Raw genomic sequence first — 13,203 nt, 5'->3', positions numbered from 1 at the left:
TGGTGATCGCCGCGATGTGCGTGGGAGGGCCTTCAGGCACGGGCTCTTCGAGAATCCCTGGACATCCTTGTCCGCCGTTCGATGCCGAAACGCTCGGGCCTGAAGGCCCTCCCGCATGGAGCGGCCGTTACAATCCCGCGATGACGACCACGCCCTGCAACATCGCCGCCAGTCTTCCGCGCCTCGCGCGCGAACGTCCCGATCAGGTGGCGATGCGCTGCCCCGGACGCGACGGCGGCTACGACATCGCATTGACCTACGCCGAACTGGACGCGCGCAGCGACGCCATCGCCGCCGGTCTGGCGAAACGCGGCATCGTCCGTGGTACGCGTACGGTGCTGATGGTGCGGCCGACGCCCGAATTCTTCCTGCTGATGTTCGCGCTGTTCAAGGCCGGCGCGGTGCCGGTGCTGGTCGATCCGGGCATCGACAAGCGCGCCTTGAAGCAGTGCCTGGACGAAGCGCAGGCCGAGGCCTTCATCGGCATTCCGCTGGCGCAGTTCGCGCGCGCATTGCTGGGCTGGGCGCGCAGCGCGCGTGTGCGCATCACCACCGGTGCGCGCCCGTGGTTCGCCGACGCGACGCTGGCCGAGGTCGAAACCTCAGGCGCGCACGCCGGTCCGCAGCTCGCCGACACGCAGCCCGATGACATGGCCGCGCTGCTGTTCACCAGCGGCTCCACCGGCGTGCCCAAGGGCGTGGTCTACCGCCATCGTCATTTCGTCGCCCAGATCGCGATGATGGGCGAGGCCTTCGGCATCGTACCGGGCGGCGTGAATCTGCCGACGTTTCCGCCGTTCGCGCTGTTCGATCCCGCGTTCGGCGTGACCTCGATCATTCCCGACATGGATCCGACCAACCCCGCCAAGGCCGATCCGCGCAAGCTGCATGCGGCGATCGCGCGCTTCGGTGTCGACCAGCTCTTCGGTTCGCCCGCGCTGATGCGCGTGCTCGCCGAATACGGGCAGCCGCTGCCGGGCCTGAAGACGGTGATGTCGGCGGGCGCGCCGGTACCGGCGGACGTGGTCGCGAAGCTGCGCGGACTGCTGCCGGCCGACGCGAATTTCTGGACGCCCTACGGCGCCACCGAATGCCTGCCGGTGGCGGTGATCGAAGGCCGCGAACTACTGACGCTGCGCACGCGCACCGAACAGGGCGCCGGCACCTGCGTCGGCCGTCCGGTGCCGCCGAACATCGTGCGACTGATCCGCGTCGAGGATGTCGCCTTCGACACCTGGTCCGACGATCTCATCGCGGAGGGCGGAATGATCGGCGAGATCACGGTCGCCGGACCCACCGCCACCGATGCCTATTTCAATCGCGATGCCGCCACGCGCACCGCGAAAATCCGCGAAATCCTGCCGGACGGCGGCGAGCGCATCGTCCATCGCATGGGCGATCTCGGTTATTTCGATGGCGAAGGCCGGCTGTGGTTCTGCGGACGCAAGACCCAGCGCGTGGTCACCGCGCGCGCGACGCTGTGCACCGAACAGGTCGAGCCGGTGTTCAACGCGCATCCCGACGTGCGCCGTACCGCGCTGGTGGGGATCGGCGCTTTCGGCGAACAGCGGCCGGTGCTCTGCGTCGAACTGCGCGAAGGCGTGGCCGCGATGGAGTGGGAGCGGATCGAACTGAAACTGCGGCACATGGGCGAAGGCTTCGTCCACACTGCGCCGGTGCAGACCTTCCTGCTTTATCCGAAGCCGTTCCCGGTCGACATCCGCCACAACGCCAAGATCGGGCGCGAGACACTGGCGGTGTGGGCGGCGAAGCAGAAATGCTGAGGCAGGCGATCGATCCGGCCTAATCGATCCGGCTTACTTGAACACCCGCCGCAGCAGATCGGTCGTGCGCGATGCCGGATTGTTGCGGATCTGCTTTTCCTGTTCGGCGATCACATGGAACAGGCCGTCGATGGCTTCTCGGGTCACGTAGTCGTCGAGATCCGCGCTGGTGGCGCCGTTCGAGTTGCCGCCGAGCAACGCACCGGCCAGCGCATTGCCGCCGGCCTTCTTGCTGAAATCCTTATACTTCTTGGTGACGCCGACTTCAGCGGTCTGCTTCGCGACGATCGGCAGGAACGCGGCGTACAGCTTCTGCTCGCTGGTTCGGCGGAAGAAATCCGTCGCCGAGGTATCGCCGCCGCGCACCAGGCCGATCGCGTCCTGCAGGGTCATCTGCCGCACCGAGTCGGCGAGGATGTTCGCCGCCATCGGCACCGCTTTCTCCGCCGCGCGGTTCATCGACAGCTCGAACGCATCCACTTTCTTGCCGGCGCCCAGCTGGCGGGCGAGATCGGCGAGTCTGCGCAGTTTCTCCGGCACCAGGATCTTCACCGCCTGATCACGGAAGAATCCGTCGGGCTTGCCGAGCTGGCGCACCGCACGGTCCACACCTTGCGCGAGCGCTTCCTTGATGCCGCCGGAGGCATCGCGCTCGTTGAGGTTCGTGGTGCTGCTGCCGGTGCCGAGCAGGCGGTCCCTGAGCTGCTGTTCGATCGATTGCGCGCCTGCGGTGGCGGCGGTCGCGACGGCGATGCAGGCGGTGAGAACGAGGGCGGAACGACGCATGGCAGGGCTCCTCAAGTCGGATGGCGGCAGCATACGCCCAGCTCTGCGTGCCTGCTGCGTGAACGACCGACTTTTTCACGCAGGGTTTTCCTACAGACGCCGGGTGTCTCTGGTTGCAGGCTGTTGTTGTACTCGATCAGCCCCCTCCCCAGCCCTCCCCTTCGCCTGCGGCGAAAGGGAGGGAGCCAAGCGCCTGCTTCAAGTCTTCGTCATGAGGCTGCGGCTTGTTTCAAACGCACATCACAGCGCGGGTAAATCGGCTTGCTTCGGGCACTCCCCAGAAGAAATGGCGACCCGGAACAACTCCCTCCTTTTCGCCGCAGGCGAAGGGGAGGGTTGGGGAGGGGTGAAAACCTCCACACCAACGACAGGATCTGCATGTATGCAAGCCAACAGACGCCGCGCCAGGCGATTGCGCAAAACGATGACCGAAGCCGAACAGCAATTGTGGCGGTACCTGCGCGGAAGACAGATCGAGGGTTTCCGCTTCCGGCGGCAGGTGCCGATTCATGGCTACATCGCCGATTTTCTGTGCCCGCAGGCGAAGCTGGTGGTCGAGGTCGATGGTGGTCAGCATGCGCTGCAATCGGGCTATGATGCGCAACGAACGGTAGTGCTGGAACGACACGGTTATCGTGTGCTGCGATATTGGAATCATGATGTGCTGCAGCGTGCCGAGGATGTGGTAGCCGATCTGCATCGACATCTGACCCGTGAGTTCACCCCTCCCCAACCCTCCCCTTCGCCTGCGGCGAAAGGGAGGGAGTCAAGCGAGAATTCGTGAAGACAAATACATGAAGATTTTGGTCACCGGCGGCGGCGGATTCCTGGGCCACGCGCTCTGCAAGGGCCTGGTCGAACAGGGCCACGAGGTCTCGAGTTACAACCGTGGGCATTACCGCTCGCTGGAGCCGCTGGGCGTGCGCCAGATCCAGGGCGATCTGGCCCATCGCGAGGCGATGATCGCGGCCTGCGCCGGGATGGACGCGGTGTTCCACAACGCGGCCAAGGCCGGCGCCTGGGGCAGCTACGAGAGTTACCATCTCGCGAATGTCGTCGGTACCGAGAATGTGCTGGCCGGCTGCCGCGCGCACGGTATCGGCCGATTGGTCTACACCTCGACGCCCAGCGTGACCCATCGCGCGACCCATCCGGTGGAGGGCGGCACCGCCGACACCGTGCCCTATGGCGAAGACTTCAAGGCGCCGTATGCGGCCACCAAGACCATTGCCGAGAAAGCGGTGCTGGCCGCCAACGACGCGGGTCTCGCCACCGTCGCGTTGCGTCCGCGACTGATCTGGGGGCCGGGCGATCAGCAACTGGTGCCGCGATTGGTGTCGCGGGCGAAGGCGGGAAGATTGCGGTTCGTCGGCGGTGGCTACAACAAGATCGATACCACATACATCGACAACGCCGCACAGGCGCATTTCGATGCGTTCGCTGCGCTGGCGCCGGGCGCGGCATGCGCGGGCAAGGCGTATTTCATCAGCAACGGCGAACCCAGGACCTCGCGCGAGATGATCAACGCGCTGCTGCGCGCGGTCGGTGCGCCCGAAGTCGACAAGACCCTGCCGTTCGGCGTGGCTTATGCGATCGGCGCGATCTGCGAACTGCTGTGGCCGTTGCTGCGCCTGAAGGACGAGCCGCCGCTGACGCGGTTTCTCGCTGAACAACTGAGCACTACCCACTGGTACGACATGGCCCCGGCGACGCGCGATTTCGGCTATGCGCCGCGCGTGAGCATCGATGAGGGGCTGAAGCGGCTAGCGGCATCCTATGCGGACTCAAGCTGATGGTTCGCTGCAGCGTTTCGCTCCTTCCCCCGCCTGCGGGGGAAGGCCGGGATGGGGGAAAGTCCGAGACCGGCGCCCCCTCCCCAACCCTCCCCCGCAGGCGGGGGAGGGAGGCAAGCACCGCGTGCATCTGTCAGGGCGAACGCGCACCAGGCCGGTAGACTATCGGCATGACTTCCCCCTTCGACTGGAAACCCCTGGCCGGCCGCGCGCTGGAAGCCGCGCTCAACCGCGCGGTGGCGCTGGACCCGGATACCCGCGACGCGCTGCAGCCGCTGGATGGCCGCAGCGTCGTGCTGGCCCTGGACGCCGCGGAATCATCGCCGCTGGCCATGCGCCTGCTGGTGGAAGGCGACCGGCTGCGGGTCGGTCCGGTCGATGCGGAACAGACGCCCGATCTCGCCGTGCGCAGCACCCTCGGCGGCATGCTGTCGTTCGGCATGCAGTCGCTGCTTCCGAAACTGCTGGGCAAACGCGACGACGACGAGGCCGCCGTGCCGGTCGGGCGGATGCGGATCGAAGGCGATGCCGAACTCGCGCGTCGCCTGCAGCGTCTGGCCGAACGTTTCGATCCCGACTGGCAGCAGCCGTTCACGGCGGTGTTCGGCGACGTGCTGGGCGTGCAGATCGCGAACGGCGTCGCCGCCGCACTGCGTCAGGCGCGCACGGGCGGACAGAAATTCGCCGAGAGCGCGGCCGAATATCTCACCGAGGAATCGCGCGACGTGGTGCCGCGCGCGGAACTGGATGCGTTCCACGACGATGTCGATACCCTGCGCGACGACGCCGAACGACTGGCCGCGCGGATCGCACGGCTGCAGAAGCGGGTCGCGGCATGAGCGCGGTGCTGCGCGCCAGCAGGATCGGTCGCGTCCTGATCCGCTATCGCCTCGACGATCTGCTCGACGGCACGCCGGCCGAGCGTTGGTTGAAACTCGCGCGCCCGTTCGTGCCGCGCGCCTCACGGGAAGTCGCGGCGCTGTCGCGCGGCGCGCGCCTGCGTCTCGCGCTGCAGGAACTGGGGCCGATCTTCGTCAAGTTCGGCCAGATCCTTTCCACACGCCGCGATCTGATGCCGCCGGACATCGCGGTCGAGCTGTCGCTGCTGCAGGATCGCGTGGCGCCGTTCGACGGTCATACCGCGCGCGCCATCGTCGAAGCGTCGCTCGGCCAGGACATCCGCGAAGTCTTCGAGCATTTCGACACCACGCCGCTGGCGTCCGCGTCGATCGCGCAGGTGCATGCGGCGCATCTGCCGGGTGGCCGCGAGGTCGTGGTGAAAGTGCTGCGCCCGGATATCGAAAAACAGATCGACGGCGATATCGCATTGCTCAACAGCATCGCCTCGCTGGTCGATCGCGCGCATCCCAACGCCGACAAGATCCGCCCGCGCGAGATCGTGCGCGAGATCGAAACCACGCTCGCCGCCGAACTCGACCTGCAGCGCGAGGGCGCCAATGCGTCGGTGATCCGCCGGTTCTGGAAGGATTCGCCCGATCTGTACGTGCCGGAAGTGATCTGGAGCCATACCGCCGAACGCGTGCTCACGCTCGAACGCGTGTACGGCATTCCCAGCGACGATATCGCCGCGCTGGACGCGGCCGGCATCGACCGCAAGGCGCTCGCCGCCAAAGGCGTGCGCGTGTTCTACACACAGGTGTTCCGCGACAATTTCTTCCACGCCGATGCGCACGCCGGCAACATCTGGGTCGACAGCGATCCTGCGCGCAAGGACAATCCGCGCTTCATCGCGATCGATTTCGGCATCGTCGGCCAGCTGTCCAGCGAGGACCAGTATTACCTCGCCGAAAATTTCATGGCGATCTTCAACCGCGATTACCGGCGCGTCGCCGAACTGCATGTGCAGGCCGGTTGGATGCCGGCGACGATCCGCATCGACGAACTGGAAGCGGCGGCGCGCGCGGTATGCGAGCCGTACTTCACCCGGCCGCTGTCGGAGATTTCGCTGGCCGAAGTGCTGATCAAACTGTTCCGCACCGCGCAGAAATACGAACTCACCCTGCAGCCGCAGTTGATCCTGCTGCAGAAGACCCTGCTCAATATCGAAGGCGTCGGTCGTCTGCTCGATCCGCAGCTCGACATCTGGGCGGTGGCCAAGCCGGTGCTGGAGAAGATCCTGGTCGAACGCTACAGCCCGCAGCGGCTCGCGGGCGAATTCCGCAAGCGCCTGCCGGAGCTGATCACGCGCGCGCCGGACATGCCGCATCTGCTGCATTCGTGGTTGAGCCAGCAGGTCCAGGGCAAGCACGAACTGGCGATGCGTTCGCACGATCTGGCCGAACTGTCGAACACCATCAACGCGATGCAGCGACGGATCGTTTCTGCGATTCTCGGCACCGGCCTGCTGGTGGTCGCGGCGGTGCTGTATGCGCTGGAGGCGGGTGGGCCGCGCGTGTTCGGCGTGCCGGCCGCCGCATGGATCGCCGGCCTCGGCGGGCTCTGGGCGCTGGTCGCGGCCTGGCCGCGCCGCTGACGCTGCGTACCGCCGATTCGCAGGGCGGGCCCTGGCCCGCCGTTGAGAGCGATCCGACGCAGTGGTAATGATCGAAACGGCTTCGATCATTGTTCGAAGCGGGTGAATGTTTCGCAATGGCGGGCCAAAGCCCGCCCTACGGCGTCTTCACGGCCTTGGCGAAATCGCCGGCCTCGAAGACGCTCAGCGCATCGGGTTTGAAGTGCTTGCGGATCGCGGCGTTCACCTGTTCCGCGGTCAGCGCCCGGGCCTTGGCGTCGGCCTTGATCCACCACGCCATGTCGCGGCCATCGTGCAGACCGTTGGCGAGGTACGACATCAGACGGGCGTCTTCCGCGCGCGCTTGCTCGCGTTCGGTCAGCAGCGAATTCACGGCATCGCGCACCTCGGCGTCGGTCACGCCGTCGCGGATGAAGCGCGCATATTCCTCGCGCACCGCGGCATCGAGTTTCGGCATGTTCTCCGGCGCGACGATCGCCTGGATCGCGAGCAGACCGGCGTCGTTGTGGCCGCCGACGCTGTCGTCGAACTGGATGTCGCTGGTCGCGCCGTAGCTCAGGCCGTCCTTCTGGCGCAGGCGGTCGCCGAGGCGTGCCTTGAGCGGGTCGCCGCCGAAGATCTTGTTGGCGATGATCAGCGCCGCGTAGTCTTCGTCGTTCTGGTTGAACGACAGGTTGGTGCGCGCGAAGAACATGGCGTTCGCCTTGTCCGGGGTTTCGTCGCGCCGGGTCTTCGCGGCGACGGCGCTGTAATGCGTGGGTTCGCGATGGTAAGGCTGCTTGCTGCGCCAATCGGCGAACAGGGCCTGCAGCTGCGCCTTGACCGCGACGGCATCGAAGTCGCCGACGATCGCGATTTCGCCTTCGGCCGTGCCGTAGAAATCGCGATGGAAGGCGACCAGCTGGTCGCGGTCGAGCGCGCGGACGCCGGCGATCCATTCGTCGAGCGAGACGGAGGCGAAGGGATGGCCTGCGGGCCACGGGTCGAAGTGTCGGCTCATCGCAAGCCCGGCGACGGTGCCGGGTTCCTTGCGTGCGGCTTCGAGGCCGGTGGACATCTGCAGCTTGTATTGGTCGAGTTCGTTCTGCGGGAAATTCGCATTGCGCAGGATGTCCGCGCACAGCGCCAGGGCATCGGCCAGCGTTTCGCGCTGGGTCCGCAGCGAGATCGACGCCGATTGCTGATCTCCGCCGACGCCGCCGATGGCCTTGAGCGCATCCATCTTCCTGGCGATCTGCTCGCGGCTCATGGTGGTGGTGCCGGTCATCAGCAGCGCGCCCGTAGCGGTTCCGGCGTACTTCGGCACGCGCCGGAGCGTGTCCACGTCGCCGAACCGGAACCTGGCGCCGACCAGGACCGCATCGCCACGGGTGTCCTTCGGCAGCAGCGAGACCTTCAGCGTGTCGCCGATGACGAAGGTCTGGGTGCGCGATGCGATGTTGGCATGGCTGGCGTCGAAGGTTTCGCCCGCGGCGACTGCGGCTTTGCCGGCGAAGCCCTTGAGCGCCTCAGCCGCTGTGGGCGCCGCGGCGATCTGCACGCGGTCGGCGCCGTCGGTCGGGATGAAGCGGCCGAGCGTGCGGTTGCTGGCCTTGAAATAGGTTTTCGCCACGCGATTGACATCGGCCGTGGTGACCGCGGCGATGCGATCGCGATGCAGGAAATACAGGCGCCAGTCGCCGCCCGCCACCGCTTCGGTGAGGCCCATCGCGACGTCGTCGACATCGCCGAAAGCGCGTTCGTACGTATTCGCGATGCGCTGCTTCGCGTTGTTCACTTCCTCGTCGGTGAGCGGCGATGCGGCGAAGCCTTCGGCGATCCGCAGCAATTCTGCTTCCGCCTTGGCGATGTCGCCGTCCTTGGGCGCGCTCAGCACGAACGAGGCGAGGCTGCTGTCGCGGAACCCGTAATAGCCGGCGGAGGCCCCGCTCGCGATCCTGGTTTCCACCAGCGCCTTGTGCAGGCGCCCGCTCGCCGGATCGCTGAGCAGGTTCACCAGGACCTGCAGCGCGGCGACGTCCGGATGGGTCTTGCCGGGAATGTGGTAGCTCGCATTCAGGACGCGCACATCGCCGCTGCGGCGCACATTGACCTCGCGCTCGCCGTCCTGCACCGGTTCGGTGGTGTGGAACTTCGGCATCGCCGCCTTGGGCCGTTCGATCGCGCCGTAATAGGTCTGGATCGTGCCCAGGGTCTTCTGCGGATCGATCTTGCCGGCGACGATCAGGGTGGCGTTGTCCGGCCGGTACCAGGTCCTGTAGAACGCCTGCAGCCGTTCGATCGGCACGTTCTCGACGTCCGAGCGCGCGCCGATGGTGCCGTTGCCGTAGTTGTGCCAGAGGTAAGCGGTCGAGTACACGCGTTCGGACAACACGCCGAAGGGGCTGTTCTCGCCCTCCTCCATTTCGTTGCGGACCACGGTCATTTCGCTGTCGAGGTCCTTCTTCGCGATGAAGGAGTGGACCATGCGGTCGGCTTCCAGGCCGAGCATCCAGTCCAGCGTGTCGTCGTTGGCCGGGAAGGAGCCGAAGTAGTTGGTGCGGTCCGTCCACGTCGATGCGTTCTTGTCGATGCCGCGCTTCTTCATCTCGCCGGGAATATCGCCGTGCTTCGGCGTGCCTTTGAACAGCATGTGCTCCAGCAGGTGGGCCATGCCGGTCTCGCCGTAGTTCTCGTGCACCGAGCCCACGCCGTAGGCGATGTTGACGGTGACGGTGGGCTTGCTGGCGTCCGGGAACAGCAGCACGCGCAGGCCGTTGTCGAGGGTGTATTCGCAGATGCCTTCCACGCAGGGCCCCGCTGCCATGCCTTTCGGCGGCGTCACCGCATCGGCGGCGAAGACGACGGGCGCCATGGCGATCTGGGCGGACAGCACAAGCGCGCAGGCCAGGGCGAGGCTGCGTGGAACGGTGCGAAGTGGCATCGGAAAACCCTCGGGATACGGATCGGAGACAATGAGCGTCGATTCTCGCAGACGCCGCGCGGCATACGATGACCCAGAAGTCCTGTCCGGAGTTCCCCGATGCGTCTTCTGCCCCCGCAGAGATACCGGTGCTGTACCGCGATGCGTCGCTGGCGGTCGTCGACAAGCCCGCCGGATTGATGGTGCACGACAGCGCGCTGGCGCGCGGCGAGACCGATTTCATGGCCGACCGTCTGCGCGAGCAGTTCGGCCGGCCGATCTTCCTGGTGCATCGCCTCGACCGCGCCACCAGCGGCTGCCTGCTGCTGGCGTTCGATCGCGACAGCGCATCGATATTGGGAAAGACGCTGATGTCGGGAGATTTCGAGAAGGACTATCTCGCGATGTGTCGCGGTTGGCCGGAGGAACATTTCGTCGTCGACCATCCGCTCGACGGTGGACCCGGCAAGCCGCAGAAGAAGCCGGCGGTCACGCATTTCAAGAGGCTGGCGACCTGCGAACTGGCGTTGCCTTCGGCCGGTTTCGATACTTCACGCTATGCGCTGCTGCGCGCGCAGCCGCAGACCGGGCGTTTCCGGCAGATCCGGCGTCATCTGAAGCATCTGTCGCATCATCTGATCGGCGATACCAGTCATGGCGACGGGCGCCACAATCGCGCGTTCCGGATGATGGGTATCCATCGGATGCTGTTGCATGCGGAGCGGCTGCGGTTCGGTCATCCGCACAGCGGTGCGCGGATCGAGGCGGTGGCGCCGGTGGATGCGGAGTTTGCGAAGGCGTTGGGGTTGTTCGGGGAGGATTCGTTGCTCGGAAGGGATACGGGTTCTTCGTGAACTCAAGCTGTTCCCGCACGATGTTGCTGTCATCTCTGCTGGAAATTTTTGGCGCTCACTGCGTTGGCACGTCATGGAGTGCTGGTAAAGCCTGGGATCTTTTTCGCGCTGGTGCGCGAGTTACTTTCTTTGGCGCAAAGAAAGTAACCAAAGAAACATTCAAGTCCAAATCTAACCTGTCTTCTGAAGTGAAGCCGGGATTTTTCGATGAGACATCCTTGTCTCATCGAAAAACGGCGCACGTCCTGTGCGCCGCCCTCCGGGTCTACGATTTGGTCCGGCGAAGCGGCAGTTTGATTATCGATGGGACGATACAGATTTCTGGCATTTCGACGACGGGTGGACGATCTCACGACATGCTGTAGTTGCGCGTGGTAAAAGACCCCGCAATCAGCGGAACAATTGTTTGCCTGCCGACAGAGGGTAACGTCCCGATGATCTTGCAGACACGGCACACTATCCCCTGATCGGAGACCCGGAGGGCGATGCACAGGATGTGCATCGTTTTTCGATGAGACAGGGATGTCTCATCGAAAAATCCCGGCTTCGCCTCAGGCAGCAGGTTTGAATTGGACTTGAATGTTTCTTTGGTTACTTTCTTTGCGCCAAAGAAAGTAACTCGCGCACCAGCGCGAAAAAGGTCCCAGGCTTTACCCGCACTCCATGAAGCACCGACGCAGTGAGCGCCAAAAACTTCCAGTAGAGATGCCGATAACATCGTGCGGGACATCTTGAGCGCGACTGTGACTATCCTGCCAAAAAGTCGTTCACGACAACTTTCGTCATTTCGTTTTCATCGCAATAACAACGCACATGCACAGGGCGCCACGCACTCATCCGGAAAGACCCGAAATTCGTCAGCGTTCCCGCCGGAACGGCGAATACTGCTTGAAGACATATCCCCACGGAATGATCAGGAAGACCAGGAACACCGGGAAAAACACCTCGGTGATTCCTTCCGCAGGCGAGCCCGCGAGCATGCCTTTCGACCACAGCGGATACGCGACGAGCAGAAGCCACAGGACCTTGTAGAAGATTTCCAGCAACAGGATCGGCAGCATCTTCAGCGGATGCAGGATGCCGAGGCCCGCCAGCACCGAGAAACCCGTCCACACGCTCCATGCCAAAGCCTCGTTGGGCTCCCATGGTCCCCGGTGGGTGAGGATTTCCGTCCAGCATGTCTGCCCGAGCATGAAGAACATCAGCGCGTACAGCACCCGCAACAGGTAGATGTTGATCCTGCGGACGCCTTCGTAATGCGCCGGATCCCGCTTGAAGATATTCCCGATGGCGAAGGCCATGGCGCCGTCCCGTGTGGATTCGACGCCATGATGATGGTTGCGGTGGAACCGGCAACGTGCTGATCGTCCCCCAACGCATGGCCTACGAAAGGCGTCGGCGCGCGACTCGCTTCGCGATGTCAGGGTTTGTGGGCGCCCTTGCTCGCGTCTTCGTCTGCGCTCTGCAGTTCGGTTTCCAGTGTTTTCCGCATGTCCGCGATCATGGTCTGCATGAGCGGCTGCATCTCCTGCATCGACAACTGCACCGCCTGCGGCATTTTGCGCATGATGCCGCGGCCCGTGTCGCTGCCGTAGAACGCGGTCATCGCCTCGATTTCCTCGGCGGTGAACAGTTTCGTGTAGACCTTCCGGTAGATCGGACCGAGCGTGTCCCACGACATCGCCTTGCGCGTCGATGCCTGCTGCCGCGTGATGATCCTGCGCAGCGATTCGCGCTGTTCGGGCGTGGCGTCCTCACCCAGCATCTGCTGGCCCATGGACTCGCCCATGGCGTCGAACTGTACGAAGATGTCGTCCAGCGTCCGGCGCATGTCCATCGTGTCCATCAGCTTGTCGACCTGCGCCTCGGTCGCCTGCGCCGCCTGCGCGGGCGGGGCCGCGAAGAAGCATGCCATCAGAGCGACGGCGAAAAGAGCGTGTCGCATGCTCGTGCCGGATTTCATCATGGCCCTGTCCTCAGCGCCTGATCGCGTTCTGGCGCAGGCTGTTGTCGAAACCCTGCTTGAGGTCTTTCAGCAGCGGCAGCAGCAGATCCTCCATGCCCTGCATCGCGCCCTGCACATCCTCGGTCGCGCCGAGCAGTTGGCTTTCCATCTGCCCGTTGTCGCCGTACGGCGAACGATAGCGCTGGCTGTTGTCGTTGGGATTGCTGCGACCGTATTCAGCGTTGTAGAGGTCGCGGGTGAGCGGGCCGAGCTGGTTCCAATGGTCGCGGACCATGGACTCGACTTCATTGCGGTATTGCAGGGCGTGCTTCTTGTCGCCTTCGCGCGTGCCGCTGCCTGCGGTGCCGTTGAGCTGGCCGCGCACTTGCGAGAGCAGTTGTTCGGCGTCGTCGATCGAGTGCTCGCGCTGCATCATCGTTTGCGAGAAATTGCCGAGGCCTGCGCCGGCGTCGGCCGACGGAGCGCTTGCGGCCGGCATCGAATAGCCATGGCCACCGACCAGCGCGGGGTCGCTGCCGCCACCGACGGCGGCGGGGTCTCGCGCATGGGCCGGGGCCGTGAGGCAGGCGATGGCGGTGAGTGCGGCGATCAGGGCTGCGGGGCGCAGCGGGTGACGGGTCATGG

General features: G+C 64.9%; 12 protein-coding genes. 6 read left to right on the top strand and 6 right to left on the bottom strand.

What is annotated here, in order from left to right:
* Positions 1–140 precede the first annotated feature (140 nt).
* The gene (locus HOP03_04940; GenBank protein NOT87509.1) at positions 141–1,784 is read left to right on the top strand and encodes an AMP-binding protein; all 1,644 of its coding nucleotides are present in this window, start codon (positions 141–143) and stop codon (positions 1,782–1,784) included.
* A gap of 33 nt (positions 1,785–1,817) precedes the next feature.
* Here the strand turns inward: HOP03_04940 and HOP03_04935 are convergent, their stop codons facing one another.
* A complete protein-coding gene (locus tag HOP03_04935) occupies positions 1,818–2,570 on the bottom strand; it encodes a DUF4197 domain-containing protein (protein NOT87508.1) in 753 nt (250 codons plus the stop codon).
* A gap of 382 nt (positions 2,571–2,952) precedes the next feature.
* Between HOP03_04935 and HOP03_04930 the strand changes: the two genes are divergently transcribed.
* The 4 genes from HOP03_04930 to ubiB all read left to right on the top strand — a co-directional run bounded on the left by HOP03_04930 (position 2,953) and on the right by ubiB (position 6,857).
* Positions 2,953–3,354 carry an endonuclease domain-containing protein gene (locus HOP03_04930; GenBank protein NOT87507.1) on the top strand — a complete coding sequence of 134 codons (402 nt, stop codon included), beginning with the start codon at positions 2,953–2,955 and terminating at the stop codon, positions 3,352–3,354.
* A gap of 10 nt (positions 3,355–3,364) precedes the next feature.
* A complete protein-coding gene (locus HOP03_04925) occupies positions 3,365–4,363 on the top strand; it encodes an NAD-dependent epimerase/dehydratase family protein (protein NOT87506.1) in 999 nt (332 codons plus the stop codon).
* Positions 4,364–4,533: 170 nt separating this feature from the next.
* A complete protein-coding gene (locus HOP03_04920; GenBank protein ID NOT87505.1) occupies positions 4,534–5,202 on the top strand; it encodes an SCP2 domain-containing protein in 669 nt (222 codons plus the stop codon).
* The gene (ubiB, locus tag HOP03_04915) at positions 5,199–6,857 is read left to right on the top strand and encodes a ubiquinone biosynthesis regulatory protein kinase UbiB (GenBank protein ID NOT87504.1); all 1,659 of its coding nucleotides are present in this window, start codon (positions 5,199–5,201) and stop codon (positions 6,855–6,857) included. The genes HOP03_04920 and ubiB overlap by 4 nt, the downstream gene beginning before the upstream one ends.
* A 136-nt stretch (positions 6,858–6,993) precedes the next feature.
* On the opposite strand, the gene HOP03_04910 is transcribed toward ubiB, so the two are convergent.
* The gene (locus HOP03_04910) at positions 6,994–9,711 is read right to left on the bottom strand and encodes an insulinase family protein (protein NOT87503.1); all 2,718 of its coding nucleotides are present in this window, start codon (positions 9,709–9,711) and stop codon (positions 6,994–6,996) included.
* 137 nt (positions 9,712–9,848) lie between these two features.
* On the opposite strand from HOP03_04910, the gene HOP03_04905 reads away from it, so the two are divergent.
* Positions 9,849–10,613, top strand: coding sequence for a pseudouridylate synthase (locus HOP03_04905; GenBank protein ID NOT87502.1), 765 nt, complete (start codon positions 9,849–9,851; stop codon positions 10,611–10,613).
* A gap of 349 nt (positions 10,614–10,962) precedes the next feature.
* Here the strand turns inward: HOP03_04905 and HOP03_04900 are convergent, their stop codons facing one another.
* The 4 genes from HOP03_04900 to HOP03_04885 form a co-directional block, all read right to left on the bottom strand.
* Positions 10,963–11,343, bottom strand: coding sequence for a hypothetical protein (locus tag HOP03_04900; GenBank protein NOT87501.1), 381 nt, complete (start codon positions 11,341–11,343; stop codon positions 10,963–10,965).
* A 127-nt stretch (positions 11,344–11,470) separates the two neighbouring features.
* Positions 11,471–11,914, bottom strand: coding sequence for a hypothetical protein (locus HOP03_04895; protein NOT87500.1), 444 nt, complete (start codon positions 11,912–11,914; stop codon positions 11,471–11,473).
* Positions 11,915–12,033: 119 nt separating this feature from the next.
* On the bottom strand, positions 12,034–12,528 hold the full coding sequence (locus HOP03_04890) for a DUF2059 domain-containing protein (protein ID NOT87499.1): 495 nt from the start codon (positions 12,526–12,528) through the stop codon (positions 12,034–12,036).
* Positions 12,529–12,589: 61 nt separating this feature from the next.
* Complete coding sequence (locus tag HOP03_04885) at positions 12,590–13,201, bottom strand: hypothetical protein (GenBank protein ID NOT87498.1); 612 nt, start codon at positions 13,199–13,201, stop codon at positions 12,590–12,592.
* Positions 13,202–13,203 lie beyond the last annotated feature (2 nt).

This window comes from Lysobacter sp. (genome assembly GCA_013141175.1).
Taxonomy (GTDB): Bacteria; Pseudomonadota; Gammaproteobacteria; order Xanthomonadales; family Xanthomonadaceae; genus Lysobacter_I.
This window is presented reverse-complemented; position numbering and strand designations above follow the sequence as displayed.

Excerpts from the sequence above, each read along its gene's own strand:
- HOP03_04940 (NOT87509.1), top strand. The coding sequence starts at position 141 with ATGACGACCACGCCCTGCAACATCGCCGCCAGTCTTCCGCGCCTCGCG.
- HOP03_04935 (NOT87508.1), bottom strand. The coding sequence starts at position 2,570 with ATGCGTCGTTCCGCCCTCGTTCTCACCGCCTGCATCGCCGTCGCGACC.
- HOP03_04930 (NOT87507.1), top strand. The coding sequence starts at position 2,953 with ATGCAAGCCAACAGACGCCGCGCCAGGCGATTGCGCAAAACGATGACC.
- HOP03_04925 (NOT87506.1), top strand. The coding sequence starts at position 3,365 with ATGAAGATTTTGGTCACCGGCGGCGGCGGATTCCTGGGCCACGCGCTC.
- HOP03_04920 (NOT87505.1), top strand. The coding sequence starts at position 4,534 with ATGACTTCCCCCTTCGACTGGAAACCCCTGGCCGGCCGCGCGCTGGAA.
- ubiB (NOT87504.1), top strand. The coding sequence starts at position 5,199 with ATGAGCGCGGTGCTGCGCGCCAGCAGGATCGGTCGCGTCCTGATCCGC.
- HOP03_04910 (NOT87503.1), bottom strand. The coding sequence starts at position 9,711 with ATGGCGCCCGTCGTCTTCGCCGCCGATGCGGTGACGCCGCCGAAAGGC.
- HOP03_04905 (NOT87502.1), top strand. The coding sequence starts at position 9,849 with ATGACCCAGAAGTCCTGTCCGGAGTTCCCCGATGCGTCTTCTGCCCCC.
- HOP03_04900 (NOT87501.1), bottom strand. The coding sequence starts at position 11,343 with ATGTCCCGCACGATGTTATCGGCATCTCTACTGGAAGTTTTTGGCGCT.
- HOP03_04895 (NOT87500.1), bottom strand. The coding sequence starts at position 11,914 with ATGGCCTTCGCCATCGGGAATATCTTCAAGCGGGATCCGGCGCATTAC.
- HOP03_04890 (NOT87499.1), bottom strand. The coding sequence starts at position 12,528 with ATGGCATGCTTCTTCGCGGCCCCGCCCGCGCAGGCGGCGCAGGCGACC.
- HOP03_04885 (NOT87498.1), bottom strand. The coding sequence starts at position 13,201 with ATGACCCGTCACCCGCTGCGCCCCGCAGCCCTGATCGCCGCACTCACC.